Source organism: Mesorhizobium sp. B2-7-3, assembly GCF_006440715.1.
GTDB classification, from domain to species: Bacteria; Pseudomonadota; Alphaproteobacteria; order Rhizobiales; family Rhizobiaceae; genus Mesorhizobium; species Mesorhizobium australicum.
In genome coordinates this window covers 111,430-132,807 of the sequence record NZ_VFTY01000003.1, presented here as the reverse complement: position 1 = coordinate 132,807, position 21,378 = coordinate 111,430, and the positions used below count along the sequence as shown (strand labels likewise).

General features: G+C 63.4%; 24 protein-coding genes. 13 read left to right on the top strand and 11 right to left on the bottom strand.

Translation table 11 applies throughout. The features are described from left to right. The first annotated feature begins 1 nt into the window (after position 1). Entirely contained in the window at positions 2-385 is a 384-nt protein-coding gene (locus FJW04_RS08080) for a hypothetical protein (protein ID WP_140713437.1), read from the top strand. A gap of 30 nt (positions 386-415) precedes the next feature. On the opposite strand, the gene FJW04_RS08075 is transcribed toward FJW04_RS08080, so the two are convergent. Further along, positions 416-1,285 carry a DUF1194 domain-containing protein gene (locus FJW04_RS08075; protein WP_140619424.1) on the bottom strand — a complete coding sequence of 290 codons (870 nt, stop codon included), beginning with the start codon at positions 1,283-1,285 and terminating at the stop codon, positions 416-418. Positions 1,286-1,763: 478 nt separating this feature from the next. Between FJW04_RS08075 and FJW04_RS08065 the strand changes: the two genes are divergently transcribed. The 5 genes from FJW04_RS08065 (at position 1,764) to FJW04_RS08045 (ending at position 5,899) form a co-directional block, all read left to right on the top strand. Further along, positions 1,764-3,743 (top strand): BTAD domain-containing putative transcriptional regulator, encoded by a 1,980-nt coding sequence (locus FJW04_RS08065; RefSeq protein WP_140713435.1) that lies wholly within the window; start codon positions 1,764-1,766, stop codon positions 3,741-3,743. Positions 3,744-3,865: 122 nt separating this feature from the next. Beyond that, complete coding sequence (locus FJW04_RS08060) at positions 3,866-4,438, top strand: rod-binding protein (RefSeq protein ID WP_181172903.1); 573 nt, start codon at positions 3,866-3,868, stop codon at positions 4,436-4,438. A 13-nt stretch (positions 4,439-4,451) separates the two neighbouring features. Next, entirely contained in the window at positions 4,452-4,877 is a 426-nt protein-coding gene (locus FJW04_RS08055) for a hypothetical protein (protein ID WP_140713433.1), read from the top strand. A 29-nt stretch (positions 4,878-4,906) separates the two neighbouring features. Beyond that, the gene (locus FJW04_RS08050; protein ID WP_015315879.1) at positions 4,907-5,428 is read left to right on the top strand and encodes a hypothetical protein; all 522 of its coding nucleotides are present in this window, start codon (positions 4,907-4,909) and stop codon (positions 5,426-5,428) included. A 186-nt stretch (positions 5,429-5,614) separates the two neighbouring features. Beyond that, positions 5,615-5,899, top strand: coding sequence for an SCP2 sterol-binding domain-containing protein (locus FJW04_RS08045; protein WP_140661803.1), 285 nt, complete (start codon positions 5,615-5,617; stop codon positions 5,897-5,899). Positions 5,900-5,989: 90 nt separating this feature from the next. Here the strand turns inward: FJW04_RS08045 and FJW04_RS08040 are convergent, their stop codons facing one another. Continuing rightward, on the bottom strand, positions 5,990-6,559 hold the full coding sequence (locus tag FJW04_RS08040; RefSeq protein ID WP_140713431.1) for an N-acetyltransferase: 570 nt from the start codon (positions 6,557-6,559) through the stop codon (positions 5,990-5,992). A gap of 98 nt (positions 6,560-6,657) precedes the next feature. Next, positions 6,658-7,791, bottom strand: coding sequence for an ornithine/lysine decarboxylase (odc2, locus tag FJW04_RS08035; RefSeq protein ID WP_015315876.1), 1,134 nt, complete (start codon positions 7,789-7,791; stop codon positions 6,658-6,660). A 541-nt stretch (positions 7,792-8,332) separates the two neighbouring features. Between odc2 and FJW04_RS08030 the strand changes: the two genes are divergently transcribed. The 4 genes from FJW04_RS08030 (at position 8,333) to FJW04_RS08015 (ending at position 12,440) form a co-directional block, all read left to right on the top strand. Further along, complete coding sequence (locus tag FJW04_RS08030) at positions 8,333-9,529, top strand: amidase (protein WP_140713429.1); 1,197 nt, start codon at positions 8,333-8,335, stop codon at positions 9,527-9,529. A gap of 3 nt (positions 9,530-9,532) precedes the next feature. Further along, positions 9,533-10,432, top strand: coding sequence for a LysR family transcriptional regulator (locus tag FJW04_RS08025; RefSeq protein WP_015315874.1), 900 nt, complete (start codon positions 9,533-9,535; stop codon positions 10,430-10,432). Positions 10,433-10,599: 167 nt separating this feature from the next. Further along, positions 10,600-11,268: a DUF1007 family protein gene (locus FJW04_RS08020; protein ID WP_140619413.1), complete on the top strand. Its 669-nt coding sequence runs from the start codon at positions 10,600-10,602 to the stop codon at positions 11,266-11,268. Between the two features lie 77 nt (positions 11,269-11,345). Next, on the top strand, positions 11,346-12,440 hold the full coding sequence (locus tag FJW04_RS08015; RefSeq protein WP_224622467.1) for a nickel/cobalt transporter: 1,095 nt from the start codon (positions 11,346-11,348) through the stop codon (positions 12,438-12,440). A gap of 38 nt (positions 12,441-12,478) precedes the next feature. Here FJW04_RS08015 and denD read toward each other — a convergent pair whose 3' ends face one another. The 4 genes from denD to FJW04_RS07995 form a co-directional block, all read right to left on the bottom strand. Further along, positions 12,479-13,459, bottom strand: a complete 981-nt coding sequence (denD, locus tag FJW04_RS08010; protein ID WP_140713427.1) for a D-erythronate dehydrogenase — start codon at positions 13,457-13,459, stop codon at positions 12,479-12,481. A 12-nt stretch (positions 13,460-13,471) separates the two neighbouring features. Then, on the bottom strand, positions 13,472-13,681 hold the full coding sequence (locus FJW04_RS08005; protein WP_015315870.1) for a hypothetical protein: 210 nt from the start codon (positions 13,679-13,681) through the stop codon (positions 13,472-13,474). An 89-nt stretch (positions 13,682-13,770) separates the two neighbouring features. Next, positions 13,771-14,739, bottom strand: coding sequence for a cation diffusion facilitator family transporter (locus tag FJW04_RS08000; protein ID WP_140713425.1), 969 nt, complete (start codon positions 14,737-14,739; stop codon positions 13,771-13,773). A gap of 14 nt (positions 14,740-14,753) precedes the next feature. Next, a complete protein-coding gene (locus FJW04_RS07995; protein WP_140713423.1) occupies positions 14,754-15,440 on the bottom strand; it encodes a GNAT family protein in 687 nt (228 codons plus the stop codon). Positions 15,441-15,523: 83 nt separating this feature from the next. Between FJW04_RS07995 and FJW04_RS07990 the strand changes: the two genes are divergently transcribed. Both FJW04_RS07990 and FJW04_RS07985 read left to right on the top strand, forming a co-directional pair. Continuing rightward, complete coding sequence (locus FJW04_RS07990) at positions 15,524-16,708, top strand: pyridoxal phosphate-dependent aminotransferase (protein ID WP_140713421.1); 1,185 nt, start codon at positions 15,524-15,526, stop codon at positions 16,706-16,708. 147 nt (positions 16,709-16,855) lie between these two features. Next, positions 16,856-17,230 carry a YciI family protein gene (locus FJW04_RS07985; protein ID WP_015315862.1) on the top strand — a complete coding sequence of 125 codons (375 nt, stop codon included), beginning with the start codon at positions 16,856-16,858 and terminating at the stop codon, positions 17,228-17,230. 33 nt (positions 17,231-17,263) lie between these two features. Here the strand turns inward: FJW04_RS07985 and FJW04_RS07980 are convergent, their stop codons facing one another. From FJW04_RS07980 to FJW04_RS07970, 3 genes are all read right to left on the bottom strand, one after another. Continuing rightward, positions 17,264-18,019, bottom strand: coding sequence for an SDR family oxidoreductase (locus tag FJW04_RS07980; protein WP_135881316.1), 756 nt, complete (start codon positions 18,017-18,019; stop codon positions 17,264-17,266). 299 nt (positions 18,020-18,318) lie between these two features. After that, a complete protein-coding gene (locus tag FJW04_RS07975; RefSeq protein ID WP_140619403.1) occupies positions 18,319-19,056 on the bottom strand; it encodes a tellurite resistance TerB family protein in 738 nt (245 codons plus the stop codon). Positions 19,057-19,173: 117 nt separating this feature from the next. Further along, positions 19,174-20,106, bottom strand: coding sequence for a rhodanese-related sulfurtransferase (locus FJW04_RS07970; protein WP_015315859.1), 933 nt, complete (start codon positions 20,104-20,106; stop codon positions 19,174-19,176). Between the two features lie 201 nt (positions 20,107-20,307). On the opposite strand from FJW04_RS07970, the gene FJW04_RS07965 reads away from it, so the two are divergent. Beyond that, positions 20,308-20,946 (top strand): 2-dehydro-3-deoxy-phosphogluconate aldolase, encoded by a 639-nt coding sequence (locus tag FJW04_RS07965; RefSeq protein WP_140619401.1) that lies wholly within the window; start codon positions 20,308-20,310, stop codon positions 20,944-20,946. Positions 20,947-21,023: 77 nt separating this feature from the next. Here FJW04_RS07965 and FJW04_RS07960 read toward each other — a convergent pair whose 3' ends face one another. Then, entirely contained in the window at positions 21,024-21,218 is a 195-nt protein-coding gene (locus tag FJW04_RS07960) for a hypothetical protein (RefSeq protein ID WP_140713419.1), read from the bottom strand. Positions 21,219-21,378: the final 160 nt, after the last annotated feature.

Genomic DNA, 21,378 nt, shown 5'->3' with positions numbered 1-21,378 from the left:
CATGAGCACGCGCAAGGATCGTCTGAGGAAACTGGTCAAGGTGCAGGGACAGCTGAAAGCCCTGCACGAAACCCGCCACGCCACCTTCGTCGCCGCGGCAAGCGCCGCCGAGGCCGAAGCCCGCGAATTGATCGGCCATTTCGACCAGGAAAATTCCCTCTCCAGCCTGTTCCCCGATCTCTATCATCGCCGCATCGCCCAAGCCGTCGTGCGCCAGGAGGAGAGCCTGGAAGGCGCGAGACAAGAAGCCGGCCTCATCGCCGCGGCAAGCGCCCGCACGAACATGGTCGAGCGCGCCTACAGGGACCTGCGCAACCGCGACGAGCGCGAGAGATCAGACCGCGAGCGGCTGGACCTGATCGCGCAGAAGCGGGGACAGGAGTAATTGGCGGAGCCGGAACGTTGCCCGAACTCATCAATGTTGCGTAGAGAGTCCATCCGCCTGCCGGCTAACGTCCATGCTTACTTCCGTAACCAGCTTGCGGCGAAGGGCCATCACATAGTCACTCGGTCCCTTCGGCGTTATAACGAAGGCTTGGGAGCCGCCAATGACCGATTTGGCAAAATAGGATGCCAACGGTTGATCGGGATCCTCATCCTGCGTTGGAATGGCAATCGCGTTGATTGTATACCCCTTGGCAACGGCGTTCAGCCTGCTCGGCTGAACAGGAAGCCCATCATTATTCTCGCCGTTGGCTGAGATGTCGATTACTTTCTTTGCTGCCGTTCCCGGAAACTGGTCGAGCAGAAGGGCACCGACATCAATAGCCGACGATACGGACGTTCCGCTCCGCCCCCGACGGGCGAAGCCGGTATCTCCTTTCTTGCTGATCACCGATGCGGCCGCTCTGGCGTCTTCCAGCCCGCAGATGTTTGTCCACGGCAGCACGACGCGTGAGTGTCCGGGACTTGACCACTCAAAGTAGGCAACGCTGATGCAGCCGACGTAATTGCGCGCGATGGCGGCGATGATCTCTGGAGAAGTAAGTGCCGCAGCATGACCTTCGCGCTGTAGATCGGCGACCTTTGGATCGACCGAGGATGAGAAATCGACAGCGAATACTACGGCAACATCGACGTTGGCCGCCCAGGCCTGCGGCGCCCAAACCACCGAAGCTCCAAGTGTCCCTACCAGCGCCAAAAATAGGCCGGCACGCTTTGCTGGCCCTTCGGCTGACCGCTCTGTCCCCGATATCAGGGTACCCCTGCATATCGCGCACGCCTGCTCGCGAAAAGAGGCCGCTACGGACAGGGCACCTACGCCCCGATGCATACTACCCAACATGTCATTCTCCACCTCAAGACGGGCATTCTCAAACAGTTACTTTTCAACATGTGGAAGTCTCGCGAAGAACCTTGCTCCGCGCGCCGAGCAGCAGCAGATCCGCCTTGGTCCATAGAAGGTAACAGCCCAGCAAACTCAGTTGCATGGCGAGCGCCGCGAAGGACTCGCCCAACCAGACCCGCGGGAAGGTCCCCCCGAGGGCTACGGTTGTCGCTAGCATTGCCGGCAACCGGCTGGCGAGCACTGCACTACGGAAGGAATCGGGCCAGGCGAGGCCCCATATAGCGGCCGCCAACAGCAGCAGCAAATTGGCTCTGATCTCAGACACCCGGCACCCCTCAAGCCAAGTTCTTGATGACTCGGCCCCCTAACTCGCCGGACCTAGACAATCCTGCATCACGGCAGCGCTTGAGGGTGGGCCGCTACTGTTTGCGAAGCGTTAGTTTTGAGTTAGAATTTCGTCAGGCGGGGAGAGCAAATGCAAAATGAAGATAAGGACGAGACAAATAGAATCTCACTCTTCGGTGGTTTCAGGATCGAAAATGCCATGGCGGATTCGCTCCGGCTGACAGGAAAACGAGGGCCTGCGATCATCGCTTATCTGTCCCGGTCTCCAGGCATGGCAGCGACACGGGAGAGGCTGGCTGATCTATTCTGGAGTGACAGCGATAGCGAACACTCCCGCAACAGTCTGAGGCAAACCCTCAGTATTCTGCGCCGGGATTTATCGCGGGCAGGCGTGAATCTTATCCATTCCCGCGGGGAATCGATTGGCCTCACGCCAGACGCGGTTCGGGTTGACGTGGACGAGTTCGAAGAAGGCCTCACGGCCCGTTCTGTGCCGGAACTCGAAAAGGCTCTGGCGAACTACAACGGGCCGTTCCTCGACGGGTTTTATCTGGGAAGCGATGGGTTCGATGGCTGGGTCACATCCGAACGCGACAGATTGCTGAGCCGCGCACTTGAAGCTTTCGAAAAATTGGCCCGTCTCGTTGACACGGAAACCGGAATCATACTGGTCGATCGCGTTCTCGTCATGGAACCGACGCGGGAAGAGTCCTATCGGCTCAAGATGGAATTACTGCTCGCGTCGGGTCAACGCGACAGGGCGATCAGGACATACGAAGTTTGCAGAAGCATGTTGAAGAAAGAGTTCGGGGTCGAGGTCGGCCCGGAAACGCGAGCGCTTTGGCAATCCATGCTGTCTACCGATACGGCGTCGAATACACAGTCGGCAAATACTGTTCCAGCCAACCAGCGCCACGGGCGCCCATCGATCAGCGTTGCCGACTTCATCAATCTGACCGGAAAGCAAGGCGACGACTTTTTCTCCAAGGGGCTCATGCAGGACATCACCACGGCTCTTTCCGAGGTGGCCGATTATGTCGTGCTCTCCGCACAGCCGCCTGCGGAGAAAAGTGGTGCCGAAGGAACCAAGATCCCGGGAACGCTCCGTGCGCGATACGTGCTTAGCGGCAGCGTCCAAAGATCGGGCAATGGGCTGAGGGTGAACATCCAGCTTGTCGATGCCGCTGGCGGCCACAACGTGTGGGCCCAGAAGTTCGACGGGCAGTCCGAGAATGCGCTCGAATTCCAGGACAGGATCGCACAGTCTGTTGTCTTGGCCGTGATCCTCGACCTTCAACTGACCAACTGGAAAGTCCGCGACAAGAGCCCGCCTGGTCCCCCCGAAGTGCGCAGGTTGGTGAACGAAGCTTTGATGAAGTATTTTGAGATGACCCGGGACTCGCTTTTGATCGGGCTAGAACTTGCCGAGAAAGCTGTCTCCATAGGCGCCGACAACGCGCGTGCGAAGCGGACGCTCTCGATCATAATTTCAATGGGCGTGGCGTTCGGCTCGTTACCCAGGGAGCCGGGCCAGATCGAGCGGGCGGTCGAGCTTGCGGCGGCGTCGGTACGGGCGGTGCCTGACGACGAAATTGCCCGCTGCATCCTGTCATTCGCGCTCGAAAGCTGTGGCCGCATTGACGAAGCGATCGCCGAATGCCAGCACGCGATCAGTCTCAATCCAAGCTATCCGACCGGCCACGGCGACATTTCGATGCTGTTGGCATTGCGCGGAGAGGTAAACGAAGCAGTGCGTGAGGCGAACGAGGCAATCCGGCTCGGAACGCATGACGTCATCGATTTCTGGCGTCATCATGGCTTGGTTGTCGCACTGTTTGCGGGCGGCGACGATCGGCGGGCGCTCGAAGTCGCCCGCAGGGTGGTCAGGACAAAGCCGGGATTTGTTCGCGGCGCCCTTTACTGGGCCGCGTCCGCGTCGGCGACCGGAAACAACGAAGAAGCCTCTAGGGCCATACACCATTGCCTGTCACAACTTCCTCATCTCAACCTGGGCAATGTCTGCCCCGGCTTTGTGCCTCGCTATGTGAAGGATCATCATCACGCGAGATTCCTCGAAATGCTGTCGAGAGCTGGCCTTCCTGCTTCCTGACGGAAGGTGGCTAGGCGGCTTGGACCCGGAGAAACCAGATCAAGCCCGCCTCCCCGCAAGCCTGCCACAAGCTTGTTGAGGCATGGTCCTGGCTAAGGAAACCCGGCAAAAGGCGGACCTTCTTGGCGATTTCTCCACCCAGCGACATCGTGATGGATGTCGTCCGAGCTGCCGATCCGATGGATATCGAGGCTGCCCGCGCCGCGCTGACCAAGCGCGCCGGCAGCGTCGCCGGCACGTTTTCGGTCGACACTGCGGCTTCGGTCGATGCCGGCTCGATCCTGTCGCGCGCGACGGCGGACAAGGCCGCCGCAACAGCCGACCCGGCCAAGAAGTTCAAGAAGTTCGAGGCGATGGTCCTGCAGACCTTCATCCAGAACATGCTGCCCAAGGACACCGAGGGCGTCTATGGCACGGGTCTCGCAGGCGACATGTGGAAATCGCAGCTCGCCGAGCGTGTCGCCGACGTCATGGCTGACCGCGGCGGCATCGGCATCGCCAAGTCGCTGCTCGCCGACCACTACATGGACGGCAAGCGCAAGATTCCGATCGGCCCGATCTCGAATGGGCCGGAAAAAACCGAGATCGATCAGCAGACCCGCCTGTCCGCGTCGCTCGTCCAGGAGCTGCAGCGCAAAGCCGCCAAGTCGATGACCGGCGACGAGACAACCAAAAAAACAGACATCAAGATCTAGGACTGGGAAACACATGGCCGACTCTTCGGAATTCACCGCCAAGCTGCCCGCGCGCACCACCGCGTCGGAGGCACCGACTCCTTTCGCGCGGCCTGGAAACCTTGCCGCCATCATCGGCCGCATCGAGGAGGTGGTCGAGGAAGAGACCGCCGGCATCCGCAGCGATACAAGCTATGACCTCAAGGCGTCGAACGCCCGCAAGAGCCGCTATCTCTACGAGCTGACCCGGGCCATGAAGGGCGGCAGCGAAGCCGAATTCCTCGAGCAGCACCGCGAGGGCCTGACCCGGCTGCGCCAGAAGCTGGCGAAGAACGAAGCCGCTATCCTGGCGCATCTGAGCGCCGTCAACGAGGTCGCCAGCCTGCTGCGCAGTGCCATCCAGCGCGCCGAGACCGACGGCACCTACTCCGCCGGCGAGTTCGGCAGGATGAAAGGTTAGAGCGCGGCAATGCCGAGCTCGCGTTCAAAATGATCAAGGTCATCGCCATAGCGGTCTGGATCTGCGCCGCCACGCTCGGCGCGGTGTTCTATTCGTTCCAGGCCGCCGGTGAACAGGGCGTCGGTGAGAAACCCAAGCCGATGCTGGGCGGGCTGGACTACGTCAAGACCGACATCATTTCGGTGCCGCTGATCCACGACTCCAAGATCGACGGCTATTTTCTGGCCAAGCTCGTCTACACCGTCGAGCCGGAGCAGATAAAGAAGCTGTCGATCCCGGCCGAGGCGCTCATCACCGACCAGGTCTACACCTACCTCTACGCCAACCCCCAGATCGACTTCACCAAGAAGGCGACGCTCGACCTCGATGCCTTTCGCGCCGCGATCCGCGACACGATCAACACCCGGGTCGGCGCAACCCTGGTCCATGAGGTCCTGATCGACCAGGTCAATTTCCTGAGCAAGGATGAGATCCGCGACAACTGGCTGCGTCGGCGGCAGGATGCCAGCACCCAGGCGACCGAGACTCCCAAGCCGGTCAGCGCGCACTAAGCCATCGGCCCGGTGCCGGTGGCCCTAGAGCAGTCGGCGTTGGGGCCAATCCCTGCAATTCGCGTTGACGTAAACGTCAATCCGAAGCTATATGCGGCAGCGATCATGATCGCCAGTGATGCCGCATGAACTTCGGCTGGACCGAAGTGCGTAGCGTGACAGATGCAACCAGACAGGGAGAACAGCGTGAGCGTTCAGGATATAGCCGAGAAGATCAAGTCGCGCGTGGCCAGCAGCGGCTTCGACCGTTCCGTGAAGTTCGACACCGGCAGCGACGGCGTCATCGTCATCGACGGCGCGGCCGTCTCGACCACGGACGCTCCCGCCGACTGCACCATCAAGCTGTCGCTCGACGATCTGGATTCGCTGATCGCGGGCGACCTGAACCCGACCATGGCGTTCATGACCGGCAAGATAAAGGTCGAAGGCGACATGACCGTCGCCATGGCGCTGAGCCAGTTGATCGGTTGACAGGCGCGGCCGCCAGAAGCGATTTCGAGGTAAACGAAACGCCGCCTTTTCAGGCGGCGTTTCGTTTGAAGGGCAGTCGCGCTTAAGGCCTCATGCGGCCAAGGTCGGCGCCTGTGCCTTGAGCTTGCGGCCGGACGCCTTCAGCGTGCCCCTGGCGCCGTCAAGCACGCCCTCCACCAGTTCCATGGCCAGCAGACGGTGCCGTTCGTAAGGCCCCGGCATGGCGAGCGCCCCGGTCCTGGCGGCCGAAAAGCCGAAGCGGCCATAGTAAGGCTCGTCCCCAACCAGCAGGATCGCAGCGTGGCCGAGGCGCGCGGCTTCCGCGATGGCATGCCGCATCAGCGCCGAGCCGATGCCGGCACTCTTGAGCGATGGGTCGACGGCGAGCGGGCCAAGCAGCAGCGCTGGCGGACCGCCCTCGCCCAGCGTGACATCCCATAGCCGCACGGTGCCGGCCACCCCGCCCGAGGCATCGCGTGCGACGAAGGCAAGCCCCTCCGAGGGCCGGCGGCCGCGGCGCAGCTTCTCCGATGATTTGGTCTTGCGCTTCGGCCCCATGGCGCGATCGAGCAAGGCTTCGCGCGCCGCCATGTCGGCAGCGGTTTCGGCGACCATGGCGAAGGCCGGCGCATGAGCTACGAATTCGACTGACATTTCCATTTCCGCGATCCCTTCACGAGCGGAGATATGTTCCACAGGCGAGCCCAAGTGGGCGACGGGCGCCCACCTGGGATGATCTGAACAGCTCTAATGAGCCGTCAGATCACGTAGGATCGGAGAGGCTCGAAGCCGTTGAAGGCGACCGCCGAGTAGGTGGTCGTGTAGGCGCCGGTGCCTTCAATCAGCACCTCGTCGCCGATGGTCAGTGACAAGGGCAGCGGATAGGGCGTCTTTTCGTACATCACGTCGGCCGAATCGCAGGTCGGGCCGGCAAGCACGCAAGGCGCGGTCTCGCTGCCGTCATGGCGGGTGACGAGGGGATAGCGGATCGCCTCGTCCATGGTCTCGGCCAGACCGCCGAACTTGCCGATGTCGAGGAACACCCAGCGCACATTGTCGTTGTCGGCCTTCTTCGAGATCAGCACGACTTCCGACTTGATGACGCCGGCATTGCCGACCATGCCGCGACCCGGCTCGATGATCGTCTCGGGAATGGCGTTGCCGAAGTGCTTGCGCAGCGCCGAGAAGATCGCCTGGCCATAGGCCTGAGCCGCCGGCACGTCACGCAAATAGCGCGTAGGGAAACCGCCGCCCATATTGACCATCTTGAGCACGATGCCTTCTTCCGCGAGCGTCGCGAACACCTTCTTGGCGTCGGCCAGAGCACGGTCCCACGCGGTCAGGTCGGTCTGCTGCGAGCCGACATGGAACGACACGCCATGGGCGTCGAGGCCGAGGCCCCTGGCATGGCGCAGCACGTCGACGGCCATGTCGGGCACGCAGCCGAACTTGCGCGACAGCGGCCACTCGGCGCCCTCGCCATCGGTCAGCACGCGGCAGAACACGCGGGAGCCTGGAGCGGCGCGCGCGATCTTCTCGACTTCCTCGACGCAATCGACCGCGAACAGCCGGATGCCGAGCTGGTAGGCGCGTGCAATGTCACGCTCCTTCTTGATGGTGTTGCCGAAGGAGATGCGGTCCGCCGGCGCACCGGCGTCCATCGCCATCTCGACTTCGGCAACGGAAGCGGTGTCGAAAGACGAGCCCATCGCAGCAAGCAGGCGCAGGATTTCCGGCGCCGGGTTTGCTTTCACCGCATAGTAGATCTTGGAATCGGGCAGAGCCTTCTCGAAGGCGCGGAAATTGTCGCGGACGACGTCGAGGTCGACGACGAGGCAGGGGCCGGACGGACGTCGGGTGGCGAGGAAGTCGAGGATGCGCTGTGTGGCCATCGGGTTTCTCCATCGCGCCTTTCGGCGCGCACAAGGGTGCGGGCGCGGGCTGTCGGCCTCGCGAACACGCGGTCAAACAAAGGCGGGACGGAAAATCCATGGAACCAGCCGGTGGAGACCCCGGAACCATGAAACGCCGTCTCGCGGCGATGAACCTTAGCCTTGCCCGGCTTCGGTTCGCTTTGTCTGCCTTGGCTTGGATTGGGAGAACCCCGTTCCGCACTGCCGGCAATGAAGGTGTGCCTCTTCAGTAACCCCGGTCTTTGGACAACCGGCAGAGAACCAGAAAGGCCCGCACCGTCGTTGCTTCAAGGTGTCCTCGGTCTGGCGGTTGGCCGCTAAACCGACTGGAGGGGTTAGCTCCAGTTACCTTACCGATTTCCCTCACCATTCGAGGATCGGCGGACACCCACAGGCACGTGCGACTTTGGGCAAGCGCGATATAAGAGCGAAGCATTTCACAATCAATAAAAATCGTATCGCAGGTTGTAAAATTTCTGGCATCGAACAATGTTGGCCAACCGTATACGGATATCGAACGATGACAGGCACGCACGGCCCTTTCAACGCCTTTCTCGACCTTCGCCAGATGCCGGTGGCGCATGCCGAACTTGGACCCCTGGCCGGCCTGCGGCTGGCGGTCAAGGATATTTACGACGTTGCCGGCTACCGCACCGGTTGCGGCAATTTGCAGAAATTCGCCAATGGCCACGCCGCTTCGCGCACGGCGCCGGCCGTGCAGGCAATTCTCGACGCCGGTGCGCGCTTCATCGGCAAGACGCAGACCGACGAACTCGCCTTCGCTCTGTTCGGCCGGAACGCGCACTTTCCGTTTCCGGTGAACCCCGCGGCTCCCGACCGTGTCACCGGAGGCTCGTCGTCGGGGTCGGCGGCGGCGGTGGCGGGCAGGTTGGCCGACATCGCCACGGGGTCCGACACCGGCGGTTCGATCCGCGCGCCGGCGAGTTTCTGCGGGCTGATCGGGCTGCGCACCACGCATGGCCGCATTTCCCTCGACGGCACCATGCAACTGGCGCCGAGTTTCGACACGTTCGGCTGGTTCGCCGACGACATCGAAACCTATGAGACTGTCGGCAAGCTGCTGCTTGGCCGCGATCCGCACCAGCATTCCCTGGACCGCCCGCTGGCGCTCGGCTGGCTGGACGAGATGGTCGCCCGGCCGGCGGCCGCCGAATATGCCGGAATGAAGGCGCTGGTGGGCACGGTGTTCGGCACGCCGGCGACGCCAGCGACGAGCTTCAGCTCGTCCCCGGACGAACTCTACTGGTGCTTTCGCCGCCTGCAGGCCAAGGAAGCCTGGACAGTGCATGGCGAATGGATCACCAGCGGCGAGCGCGAGCTCGGGCCCGGCGTCGAGGAACGGTTCGGCTTTGGCCGTGCGGTCGACGACCGGACAGCACAGGCCGAGAAGGTGCGCCGGCTGACCTTTCGCGGCGAACTCAGCGCCTTGCTTGGCAAGGACGGCTTCCTTGTTCTGCCGACGGTGCCGGGTCCGGCACCCTATGTCGACAGCACACCGGAGCAATTCCAGGCCTACCGCGAACGCGCGCTCCATCTTCTATGCCTGGCCGGGCTCTCCGGCTTTCCGCAGATCACCTTGCCGATCGGCTCGGTCGCCGGCGCTCCGTTCGGTCTGTCGCTGCTTGGCCCTTCCGGCAGCGACATTGCCCTGATACGGCTCGGCCGAAAACTTCTCGACGCAGCACAAAGAGCCTGAACAATGGACACACTGACCCGCATGCGCGCCTTCATCGACGTCGTCGAGGCCGAAGGCTTTTCGGCGGCGGCGCGCAAGATCGGCCGCTCCAAGGCGCTGCTGTCGAAATATGTGCGCGAGCTGGAGGACGAGCTCGGCGCTCTGCTGCTGAACCGCACCACGCGCCAGTTCTCGATGACCGAGGCCGGCCACACCTACTACCGCCGCGCCTCGGAAATCGTGCGCGAGGTCGATAGCCTGGCCGACGCCGTGCGCGAGTCCTCCGGCGACGTGCGCGGCCGCATCAAGCTGTCGGCGCCGCGCACCTTCGCCGACGCGCCGATCGGCCAGTCGCTGATCGATTTCGCCAAGCAGTATCCCGACATCGTGCTCGACATCCAGCTCGACGACCGCTTCGTCGATCTGGTCGAGGAAGGCTTCGACCTTGCCGTGCGCATCTCGCGGCTGGAGAACTCGTCGCTGATCGCCAGGCGGCTGGCGCCGTTTTCGATCAAGCTCTGCGGCTCTCCGGAACTGATCGCCAAGCATGGCATGCCGACACGACCGCAGGATCTCGGCCACATGCCCTGCATCGTCGACACCAATGGCCGCGGACTGAACAACTGGCCCTTCAAGGGCGACAATGGCGATCCGGTAAGCATCGCCGTCTCCGGCCCGATCGAGGTCAACAGCCCGATGGCGGCGCGCGCCGCGGCCTTGTCGGGGCTTGGATTTTGCATCCTGCCGGATTTCATCGCCGCCCCAGACCTCAAGAGCGGCCAATTGGTGGCGGTGCTCGACGACCGCATCCTGTCGGGCGGCGGCATCTTCGCCGTCTATCCGCATCGCCGTTACCTTCCGGCGAAGGTGCGCGTTTTTGTCGATTTCCTGGTGCAGTGGTTCAGGACGCGCGAGAGCGCCTGACCTGCCCCAGCAGCCCGGATACCGCACGCTTTTGAGCTCTCCTGCATGCGTGGCGCTATCCAAAGCCTCGCGCACTTTTGGGTGACATGCGCCCGCAGTCCCAATTTCGCCCCCTTTCTGGTAACCTTCGACCACGCTCTCGAAAGCCAAGGGAATCGCGACCGCGAATGCATCTGAAACGGCACGCAATCATGCTGGCCTCGGCCTTGGCGGCGATCTTTGCCGCGACAGGACCGGCCGAGGTGCATCCGCACGTCTTCGCCGAGGCGCGCCTCGACGTGGTCCTGTCCCCGGATCACCAAAGTGTGAAAGCGTTGCGTCATCTGTGGCGCTTCGACGATCTGTTTTCGAGCACGGTGATGATGGAGTTCGACAAGAACTCCGACCTGAAGCTTGACGACAAGGAGCTGAAGGAGGTCGCCGACACCGTCCATGCCTCGCTGGCCGAGTTCAATTATTTCCAGCTCGTCACGCAGGACGGCAAGGACGTGGCGATGACGCCGCCGCCGCATCTGATGGCCAATTTCGACAACGACCAGTTGATCATCCTGTTTGAATCCGAACCGAAGGCGCCGATCAAGCTGTCCGGCACGATCGACATCGGCGTCTACGATCCGACCTTCTACACGGCGATCGACTTCACCGAGGATTCCAACATCACCGTCGAGGGCCTGCCGTCGAACTGCACGAGCAAGGTCGTCCGGCCGGACCCGGACGAAGCGATCAAGGAAAACCAGAAGACCCTGACGGATGCCTTCTTCAACGATCCGACAGGCACCGACATGAGCAAGATCTTTGCCACCAAACTCGAACTGACCTGTCAGCCAGAAGGATAGATCCGGTGAACCTGATCGGCAACCGTTCGAAACCGTCCCTGCGTTTGGCAGTCGGCCTGTTGGCCCTTGCCTTTGCCATGATGCATTTCGCCAATGCCGCGCACGCCCAGAGTTCGCTCGGCATCGGCGTCAATGACGGCATGGCACCCACCACCGGTCCGTTCGCCCATATCCTGATGTGGATCAATCTGAGGCAGCAGGAATTCTACCGCGCGCTGGCGACGGCCATGAAGGCAATGCGCCAGGACAACAGCAAGATCTGGATACTCATCGGCCTGTCCTTCGCCTATGGCATTTTCCACGCCGCCGGCCCCGGCCACGGCAAGGCGGTGATCTCGTCTTATATGGTGGCCAACGAAGTGGCGCTGAAGCGCGGCATCCTGTTGTCCTTCGTCTCGGCGCTGCTGCAGGGCCTGACGGCGATCCTGGTGATGCTGCTGGCCTATTTCGTCCTGCGCGGCACCACCATCTCGATGACCGATGCGGCCTGGTTCATGGAGATCATGAGCTTTGCCCTGGTCACCCTCTTTGGCGCCTGGCTTTTGTGGCGCAAGCTCGGCCCAGCCGTCCTGCGCCTGTTTGGCAAGGGCCCGGCCTACAGCCTGTCGGCGGCTCACGCCGGTCATTCCCATGCCGGCCATTCGCATGGCGCTCACGACCATGCGGCGCACGCTCATTCCCACGCACTGCACGGGCATGGCGATCACGACCATGGGCATGGCCATTCGCACGATCATTACGGCCACGGCGCGCATGATCATGCGCATCACGACCACGCCAGCGGCGAGGTCTGCGACACCTGTGGCCACTCGCATGCACCTGATCCGGCGCTGCTGTCGGGTGACCGCTTCGATTGGCGCACCGCCTGGTCGGCGGTGGCCGCCGTCGGCATCCGCCCTTGCTCCGGTGCGTTGATCGTTCTCAGCTTCGCGCTGCTCAACGGGCTCTGGCTCGGCGGCCTGCTGTCGGTGCTGGCAATGTCGATCGGAACCGCGATCACCGTCTCGGCCCTGGCCACACTCGCGGTGACCGCCAAGAACTGGGCGGTGTATTTCGCCGGCGACGGCCGCATGGGCAACCGCATCCACTCGATCGTCGAGATCGGCGGCGCGGCCTTCGTCTTCCTGTTCGGACTGCTGCTGCTGTCCGCGAGCCTGACGGGCAGCGTTTAGACCCTACCATTCCGTTGGAATGGGATAGGCACCGTGCGCTACTGACCGGGAATCTTGCCGCCCAGCTCATCCTCGATATGCGCGCGGATGATCTCGTCAAAACTCTTTTCGGCACTGAAGCCAAGTTCCCTTGACCGCCGCGCCTCGAAGCGGGTCGGCCAGCCCTTGACGATTGCCCAGATCGTCTCGTCGGGCACCTCGCGGATCAGGCTTGTCGCCTGCGATCCAGCCACCCGTTCCAGCGCCTCGATCTGCTCGCCAATGGTGACGGCGACACCCGGCATCGTCAGGTTGCGGCGCGGCCCCGCGGCTGCGCCCTCGATCTCCGCGCCATGGATCAGGAAACTCACCGCCGAGCGCGGGCTGGCATGGGTGTGCACGACCGAGCGCGGCACCGGCAGGATCGCCTCCTGCCCGCTCAAGGGTTCACGAATGATACCGGAGAAGAAGCCGGACGCCGCCTTGTTGGGCTTGCCGGGCCGCACGCAGATCGTCGGCAGCCGGATGCCGATGCCGTCGAAGAAGCCGCGCCTGGAATAATCTGCCAGCAGCGCTTCGCTCATTTGCTTCTGCGTGCCGTAGGAGGTCAGCGGCGTCGGGTGGAATTCGTCCGGTATGACATCCGGGAACGGCGCGCCGAAAACGGCGATTGACGACGTGAAGACGACGCGCGGCGCAAACCCTGCCAGGCGGATGGCGTCGAACAGCGCACGCGTGCCGTCGAGGTTGACGCGGTAGCCGAGGTCGAAATTCGCTTCCGCCTCACCCGACACGATGCCGGCGAGGTGGAAGACGACATCGGGGCGCGACACAACCAGGCTTTCCGCGGCGCCTGCTACGGCAAGGTCCCCCGTGTGCAGCGCGACGCTGACGCCGTCCATGGCTGGCGCCTGCGGCGGCACGATGTCGTGGAGGTCGAGCGCCGTGATCTTCTCGCCGCGCAGCGTGCCGTCCTTGGCCAGCCGGGCGATGAGTTTGCGGCCGACCATGCCCGCGGCGCCAGTGATCAGAATGCGCATGTCCGATATCCCTTACTTCCGATTTTTGCGCTGGGTGCGCGCGCGCAACCAGAACACCAGGAAAAACGCCAGCACGAAGACGGTGCCGAAGATACCCGCCAGCACGGTCGAATAACTGCCGAGTGCCAACATCACGGTCGGCAGGTAGAAGGCGGCAATGCCGAACAGAAGCATGATCCAGACCGCCGCAATGGCCGCATTGCGCGTGTCACGGTCCATCATGCCGCACCGGAACGGCGGTCGTTCATCGAGCTGAGTTGCAAAGCTGGAGGACTCCTGAGGCAGGTCCGATCAATGGTCATCGATCGATCCTAGTGATAGTGGCCGTGATGCGCGGCCGCATCGTGCTCATGCTCGTGATGATGGTCGTCGCCATCGTCGGCGCACCGGCCGAATTCCGGTTCCACGGTGGCATGGCTGATGCCGTGCTCGCTGGCAAGCCGCTTCTTGATGGCGCTGACCGCCTGATGGGCATCGACGCCCTCGTTGAGGCAGGCATGCAGCGTCGCCATGCTGCTCGACCCGTCGAGCGACCAGATGTGCATATGGTGCACCTCGCGCACGCCCTGGACCGTTGCCTGAATGTCCCCGGCGATCAGGTCGCGATCGAGGCTTGGCGGCACGCCTTCGAGCAGGACGTGGGCGGCGGCGCGCATCAGCGACCACGCGGTGGACAGGATCAGCAGCGAGACCAGCACGGACAGGATCGGGTCGATCGGCGTCCAGCCAGTCGCCAGGATGACCAGTGCCGCGACGATCGCGGCTGCCGAGCCGAGCAGATCGCCGAGCACATGCAGGATGGCGCCGCGCATGTTGAGGTTGTCTCGATCGCCGCCATGCAGCACCAGGAAGGAGCCGATATTGACCAGCAGGCCGAGGATCGCCACCACCAGCATCGGCCCGCCCAGCACCGGCGCCGGTGTCAGCAGGCGATCCCACGCTTCGTAGACGATCCACAGAGCGATGACGAAAATGGCGATGCCATTGGTGTAGGCCACCAGCGTCTTGACGCGGCCGAAGCCGTAGGTGAGCTGGCCGGTTGCCGGCCGGCCCGCCAGATGGAAGGCATACCAGGCCAGGCCGAGCGCAATGGCGTCGGCGAGCATGTGGCCGGCATCGGCCAGCAGCGCCAGCGACCCGGTAAACAGGCCGCCGAGCGCCTCGGCCATCATGAAGCCGGCGGTCAGGCAGGCCGCGATCAGGACGCGCTTCTGGTCCGTCGACCCATGCACATGGCCGCCGCCGTGATCGTGCCCGCTGTGATCGTGGATATGCGCCAAATGGCAAACTCCCGTTAGGCGCCGAATTCCGCGCGAAAATCCTCGAGCCGGCGGTTCTGCTGGCCATTGGCGTCGAAGTTGGCCGGATCGAGCCAGGCTTCATAAGCCTTGCGCAGAGCCGGCCATTCCTTGTCGATGATCGAATACCACGCGGTGTCGCGGTTTTCACCCTTGACGATGAGATGCTGGCGGAAAATACCCTCGAACTTGAAGCCGAACCGTTCCGCCGCGCGCTTCGACGGCCCGTTGCGGTTGTTGCACTTCCATTCGTAGCGGCGATAGCCGAGTTCGTCGAAGATGTATTTCATGAACAGGAACTGTGCTTCCGTCGCCGCCGGCTTGCGCGAGATGAGGGGTCCCCAGTAGATGTTGCCGATCTCGATGACGCCATGGGTCGGATCGATGCGCATCAGCGTCTGGCGGCCGGCGACCTTGCCGCTTGCCTTGTCGACAATAGCGAAGAACAGCGGATCCTCGCTCGCCTCCACCTTGTCCAGCCAGGGCTGGAAGGCGGCGCGGGTTTCCGGCGGATAGTCGGGCAGCCACGCGAAGCGGCCGTCGACGTCGGCCACGGACGATGCTTCATAGAGGCCGTCGCCATGTGTTGCGGCCCTCAATGGCTCGAGCCTGACATAGCGGCCCTCCAGAACCTTGCGCTCCGGGCGCGGACGCGGCTGCCAGTCTTTGAGATTTTCCGACACCGAAAACTCCAATCCGTTTGACTTTTGCGGGCGGACGCTCACAAAAACGCTCGCCAACAGTAAGAACCACAGGGACGGGAAAAATGCTCCACACGATTTCGGCCTTCGACCGTCTCGGCGAGGAAAACGCTTTTGCCGTGCTGGCCCGGGCGACGGCGCTGGCGAGCCAGGGCCGCGACATCGTCAATCTCGGCATCGGCCAGCCCGACTTCAAGACGCCGCAACACATCGTCGAGGCGGCGATCAAGGCGCTGCGTGACGGCCACCATGGCTACACGCCGGCCAATGGCTTGCTGGCGACCCGCGAGGCGGTGGTGCGGCGCACGCTGACGACCACCGGCGTCGAGGTCTCGCCGGAGGCGGTGATGATCCTGCCCGGCGGCAAGCCGACCATGTTCGCCGCCATCCTGATGTTCGGCGAGCCCGGCGCCGAGATCCTCTATCCCGACCCCGGCTTTCCCATCTACCGCTCGATGATCGAGTTCACCGGTGCAACCCCCATTCCCGTGCCGATGCGCGAGGAGAACGGCTTCGCCTTCTCGGCCGAAGAGACGCTGGGGCTGATCACGCCGAAGACCAGGCTCTTGATCCTCAACTCGCCGGCCAACCCGACCGGCGGCGTCACCCCGCGCGCCGAGATCGAGAAGCTGGTCAAGGGGCTTGAGAAGCATCCAGACGTCGCCATTCTCTCCGACGAAATCTACGATGTCATGACTTATGACGGCGAGACGCATTGCTCGCTGCTTGGCTTTCCCGAGATCCGTGACCGGCTGATCGTGCTCAACGGCTGGTCCAAGACCTGGGCGATGACCGGCTGGCGCATGGGCTGGTCGATCTGGCCGAACGGCGACAAGGGCGCCCACCTCTACGACAAGGTGCGCAAGCTGGCGGTCAATTGCTGGTCCTGCGTCAACGCGCCAAGCCAGTTCGCCGGCATCGCGGCGATCGACGGCCCGCAGGACGACGTCGACACCATGATGCGCGCCTTCGACCGCCGCAGGAAAATCGTGGTCGAGGGCCTGAATGCCCTGCCAAACATCTCCTGCATCACGCCCAAGGGCGCGTTCTATGCCTTCCCCAATGTCTCGAAGACCGGCTGGAAGGCCAAGAAGCTCGCCTCGGCCCTGCTCGACGAGGCCGGTGTGGCGCTGATCGGCGGCCCCGATTTCGGCATTCTCGGCGAAGGCTACATCAGGCTCTCCTACGCCAATTCCGAGGAGAACATCCTGCGCGCGCTGGAGCGGATCGGGGCGTTTCTGGCCAAGTGAGCATCAGCGTCGCCGCGCGAGCCGGATAGCTTGCCACCGCATTCCATGATGGTGTCATGAGCCGTCCGGAGGCGCGTAGCCAAGGCTGTGCGGGCATACCGAAAACGGCTACGAATTCCCGTATCAGGACCAATGGGGGAATCTCGCATGTTCTATGCAATCCTTGCCTATCACGTGGAAGATGCGATCGAGGCGCTGACGCCGCAGGAAGATGCGGCGCTGATGGCCGAGTTGCTCAAGATCAACGGCAGGCTTCATGCGGAAGGCACGCTTGGGCCGTCAGCGCGTCTGGGAACGACACGGGATGCCTGCACCTTGCGCGGCCCGGGCGACGGTATGATCATCGATGGGCCCTTCGCCGAGACCAAGGAACAGTTGCTCGGCCTCTATGTCGTCGACTGCGTCACCAGGGACGACGCCATCGCGATCGCGCGCGATCTTCGTCGTGTCAATCCGACCGCCGTTTACGAGATCAGGCCCATTCTACTCTTCAAGCCCGGCGTGCCGCTGGCGGAAAAATGAGGCACGGGCAAAAGCGCCGCCAGCGCCCGCTGCTCACCCACGCCCCACGAACGGCATCTTGGTCGCCATCACGGTCATGAACAGCACGTTGGCGTCGAGCGGCAGGCTGGCCATGTGCACGACCGCGTCGGCGACGCGTTGGACATCCATCACCGCTTCGGCTGATATCGAGCCATTGGCCTGCGGCACGCCGACGGTCATCGGCTGCGCCATGTCGGTCAATGCATTGCCGATGTCGATCTGTCCGCAGGCGATGTCATAGGGGCGGCCATCGAGCGCCAGCGTCTTGGTCAGCCCGGTGATGGCGTGCTTGGTCGCCGTATAGGGCACCGAGCCCGGGCGCGGCGCATAGGCCGACACCGAACCATTGTTGATGATGCGGCCGCCCATCGGCTTCTGCTTGCGCATGGCGCCGAAGGCCGCGCGCGCGCACAAGAAAGATCCGGTGAGGTTGACGCCGACGATATCGTTCCAGACCTCGACCGGGATCTCGTCGATCGGCGTCGACTTGTAGCCCATGCCTGCATTGTTGAAGAGCAGATCGACCCGCCCGAAAGCCTCCGCCACGGTCTCGAACAGATCGTCGACCTCACCGGCCTTGCTGATGTCGCAGGCAACCGCCAACGCTCTGGCCTCGGTCGGCCCGATCTCGGCGATCGCGGCATCCAGCACCGGCTTGCGGCGCCCGCAGAACACCGTATTCCAGCCGGCCTTGAGCAATGCCGTGGCTACGCTCTTGCCGATCCCGGTGCCGGCCCCGGTGACGATGGCGGTCTTTTGCTCGGTCATGGCTGATGTCCTCCGGCAGCGATGTGCGTGCTCGCCTGATCTACAAATTTGGTTCGGGTGGAGAAGGCATCGCAAATGATGGCAGCGATGGCAAGCGCGGCCACTGGGACATGGCCTCGAAAAGTGAACCCATTTACTTGGAGGGCAGCCGGCGAGGACGGACAAAAAGGGCGGTCATTGGCGACCGCCCTGATCTGAACCGGGCTTGGGAGGAGGAAAAGCCGATCCGACTGTGTAGAATCATGCGCTTCCTGAGTTAACGAAAGGTTAACGCCTCCACGGCCTTGTGCCAATCCGGGTTACCACTGCGGATTGGGTGGCGTACCCTCGGCCGTGGGCACTTTCGCCGCCGAAACCGTCGCCTCGACATGGTCGATCAGCGAGTCCGGCAGGCCGAGCCGCCCCGCAAGCAGGTCGAGGTAACCGCGCTCGGCGCGCGTGTTGGGATCGATGGTAAGGCGCGACGCCGTATAGAGTTCGAGCTTCTGCGCGTCGGTCTTGGCGCCGGCCACCAGCGTGTCGAGGTCGAGCGGCCTCTCCAGCTCCGCCATCAGGAATTTTTCCGCATCGGTGCCGATCCCGGCGAGGCTGAGCTTGCCGGCGATCTTCCGCCGTTCTTCGTCGTCGACATGGCCGTCGGCCTTGGCCGCCGAGATCATCGCCCGCACCAGGGTCAGCGTGAACTCATCCTCGCCTTGCGGCGCCTGCGACGGGTGGAAGGCGGTGTCCTTGGGCGGCGGCAGCAATTCCGGCTCGCCAGCCGCGGGCGCCTGTTCCGGTGCGTTGCCGGCCTTGTAGTTCTGGTAGGCCTTGTAGGCGAGACCACCGATGGCGGCCAGTCCGCCGAGCTTCACCGCGGCACCCGTCACCTGCCGGCCGGCGCCGGTCCCAAGCAGCACGGCGGCCAGCGCACCGGCGGCCAGCGGATTGTCCTTGGCCATCTGCACCGCCTGGCCGGCCTTGTCGCGGACCGTGCCGCTAGCACCGGGAACTTGCGAGCCGAGCAGATCGTCGAGAAGCTTCTTGGGATCGAACATCGATGCCTCCAGGATTTGCCCAGCCGAACGGGCAGGTTTCGAACGCCGAAGACGTAGGTCCCGAAGTTTGACATTGCAATGACAGTGCCCCGGTTTGCCCGGCCCCGGCGCCCTCGATCAGGACCCGATGTGCGGTCCCCTGCCCCGCGCTTGCGCGAGTTCGACCTGTCGCTGCCGCTCCGCGTAGCGCTTCCGGTCTTCGTCCGAGCGGGCGTCAAAACAATGCGGGCAAGAAACGCCGGCGGCATATCGAGGCGAAGCCAGCTCGCTTGCCGTCAGCGGATGACGGCAGGCACGGCAAAGCTCCGCATCACCCTCGGTGAGGCCGTGCGACACCGAAACCCGCTCGTCGAAGACGAAGCACTCGCCTTGCCACAGGCTCTGCTCCGCTGGAACCTCCTCAAGGTATTTGAGGATGCCCCCCTTGAGGTGGAACACGTCCTCGAAGCCGAGTGACTTCACATAGGCGGTCGCCTTTTCGCAGCGAATGCCGCCGGTGCAGAACATCGCCACCTTGCGTCCTTCGAGATCCGCCCGATGCGCTTCCACCCAGGCCGGGAATTCGCGAAAGCTCGCCGTCGCCGGGTCGACGGCGCCCTTGAAGCTGCCGATCGAGACCTCATAGGCGTTGCGCGTATCGATGACGATCGTGTCGGCTTGCGAGATCAGCGCATTCCAGTCGCCCGCCTCCACATAGGTGCCCGCACTTGCCGCCGGGTCGATGGTCTCGACGCCCATGGTGACGATCTCGCGCTTCAGCCGCACCTTCATGCGGTGGAAAGGCATGGCCGCGGCACTGCTGTACTTGACCTCGAGACCCGATAGGCCGTCGATCGCTTCGATGTGTTCGATCAGCGCGGCGATCGCTTCGTCGCTGCCGGCGACGGTGCCGTTGATGCCCTCATGCGCCAGGAGCAGCGTGCCCTTGATGCCGCGCCCGCAGCAGAAGGCAGCAAGCGGCGCGCGCAACGCCTCGAAAGCATCGAGCCGGGCAAAACGGTAGAGCGCGGCGACGCGGGCTGGCTGGGATGGCGCGGGCAGTGTTGTCATTGCCAGAGCAACTAGACGCTAGTAGAAGCCGATTCAAGTGAAACGGGTTCGATCCGTCTGTCATGGCCCTGTCGGGAAAGAACCTTTAAGCTGAGCGGCAACGCGTGACATCGCGCCGCGATGGGTTCCGTGGACAGGGCAATACCTGTCTGCTAATCGGTTGAAATTCCCTTCGATACGCCCCCGACAAGGAGAGACCGAATGTCCAGCAAGACCGAGAACCTCCTGTCGCTCCTCAATGGCCAGCCGGTCATTCCGGTGTTGAAGATCGCCAACGTTGCCGATGCGGTGCCGCTGGCCCGTGCCCTGGCGCGTGGCGGTTTGCCGGCGATCGAGATCACGCTGAGGACCGCGGATGCGCTCGAAGCGATCCGTCGAGTGGCGGGCGAAGTTGAGGAAGCCATCGTCGGCGCCGGCACCGTTCTGGATGCCAGCCAGTTCGACGAAGCGGCCGCGGCCGGTTCGCGCTTCATCGTCAGCCCCGGCATCACCCGCGAGCTTCTGGCTGCCGCCTCCGACAGCGAGGTTCCGCTGCTGCCCGGCGCCATCACGCCCGGCGAGATCATGGCCGCGCGCGAAGCCGGCCTTCGCTTCCTGAAATTCTTCCCGGCCGAACAGTCCGGCGGCATCGCTTCGCTCAAGGCTTTTGCCTCGCCGCTGGCGGACGTCAAGTTCTGCCCGACTGGCGGCATCACCGGCAAGAACGCGGCCGATTATCTCAGCCTGTCCAATGTCATCTGCGTCGGCGGCTCATGGGTGGCGCCCGACGACATGGTCAAGGCCGGCAAGTGGGACCAGATCGAAGCGCTCGCACGCGCTGCCAGCGAACTCGGGAAATAGCGTCTTTCCGCACGGCATGAAAAACCCTGCCGACGAGCGTCGACCGGGCCTTTCTGACTGGCTAATCCAGACTGCGATCAGTTGCAGACCTTGACCGTCTCCGTCACTTTGCGATGGTGCCGCCAGTGCGTCACCACCCTGGTGCGGCAGTGCTTCTTGATCATGTGCATATGATTGTCGGTCTTGACGACAACGGTCTCCGCCTGTGATGGCGCGATGGCGGCCGATGCTGCCGCCACCGCCATAACTGATGCCAATAGAATCTTTTTCATGAGTATCCTCGGGTTGGAGCGTACCCACACTAAACCGGAAATGAGCGGGCCGTTCCCGCTTCACGAGAAGTTCAGCCGCGCGTGATCCTCAGGGGTCGGAGGCCGCATGCATCGCACGCTGGGACAGCAAAAAGCCGCGCGGGTCGCCCGGCGCGGCCTC

Excerpts from the sequence above, each read along its gene's own strand:
- FJW04_RS08055 (WP_140713433.1), top strand. The coding sequence starts at position 4,452 with ATGGCCGACTCTTCGGAATTCACCGCCAAGCTGCCCGCGCGCACCACC.
- FJW04_RS07990 (WP_140713421.1), top strand. The coding sequence starts at position 15,524 with ATGCTCCACACGATTTCGGCCTTCGACCGTCTCGGCGAGGAAAACGCT.
- FJW04_RS08005 (WP_015315870.1), bottom strand. The coding sequence starts at position 13,681 with ATGATGGACCGTGACACGCGCAATGCGGCCATTGCGGCGGTCTGGATC.
- FJW04_RS08065 (WP_140713435.1), top strand. The coding sequence starts at position 1,764 with ATGCAAAATGAAGATAAGGACGAGACAAATAGAATCTCACTCTTCGGT.
- FJW04_RS08050 (WP_015315879.1), top strand. The coding sequence starts at position 4,907 with ATGATCAAGGTCATCGCCATAGCGGTCTGGATCTGCGCCGCCACGCTC.
- FJW04_RS08040 (WP_140713431.1), bottom strand. The coding sequence starts at position 6,559 with ATGGAAATGTCAGTCGAATTCGTAGCTCATGCGCCGGCCTTCGCCATG.
- FJW04_RS07975 (WP_140619403.1), bottom strand. The coding sequence starts at position 19,056 with ATGTTCGATCCCAAGAAGCTTCTCGACGATCTGCTCGGCTCGCAAGTT.
- FJW04_RS08080 (WP_140713437.1), top strand. The coding sequence starts at position 2 with ATGAGCACGCGCAAGGATCGTCTGAGGAAACTGGTCAAGGTGCAGGGA.
- FJW04_RS07985 (WP_015315862.1), top strand. The coding sequence starts at position 16,856 with ATGTTCTATGCAATCCTTGCCTATCACGTGGAAGATGCGATCGAGGCG.
- denD (WP_140713427.1), bottom strand. The coding sequence starts at position 13,459 with ATGCGCATTCTGATCACTGGCGCCGCGGGCATGGTCGGCCGCAAACTC.
- FJW04_RS07960 (WP_140713419.1), bottom strand. The coding sequence starts at position 21,218 with ATGAAAAAGATTCTATTGGCATCAGTTATGGCGGTGGCGGCAGCATCG.
- FJW04_RS07965 (WP_140619401.1), top strand. The coding sequence starts at position 20,308 with ATGTCCAGCAAGACCGAGAACCTCCTGTCGCTCCTCAATGGCCAGCCG.
- FJW04_RS08075 (WP_140619424.1), bottom strand. The coding sequence starts at position 1,285 with ATGTTGGGTAGTATGCATCGGGGCGTAGGTGCCCTGTCCGTAGCGGCC.
- FJW04_RS08015 (WP_224622467.1), top strand. The coding sequence starts at position 11,346 with ATGATGCATTTCGCCAATGCCGCGCACGCCCAGAGTTCGCTCGGCATC.
- FJW04_RS08030 (WP_140713429.1), top strand. The coding sequence starts at position 8,333 with ATGACAGGCACGCACGGCCCTTTCAACGCCTTTCTCGACCTTCGCCAG.
- FJW04_RS08025 (WP_015315874.1), top strand. The coding sequence starts at position 9,533 with ATGGACACACTGACCCGCATGCGCGCCTTCATCGACGTCGTCGAGGCC.
- odc2 (WP_015315876.1), bottom strand. The coding sequence starts at position 7,791 with ATGGCCACACAGCGCATCCTCGACTTCCTCGCCACCCGACGTCCGTCC.
- FJW04_RS07980 (WP_135881316.1), bottom strand. The coding sequence starts at position 18,019 with ATGACCGAGCAAAAGACCGCCATCGTCACCGGGGCCGGCACCGGGATC.
- FJW04_RS07970 (WP_015315859.1), bottom strand. The coding sequence starts at position 20,106 with ATGACAACACTGCCCGCGCCATCCCAGCCAGCCCGCGTCGCCGCGCTC.
- FJW04_RS08020 (WP_140619413.1), top strand. The coding sequence starts at position 10,600 with ATGCATCTGAAACGGCACGCAATCATGCTGGCCTCGGCCTTGGCGGCG.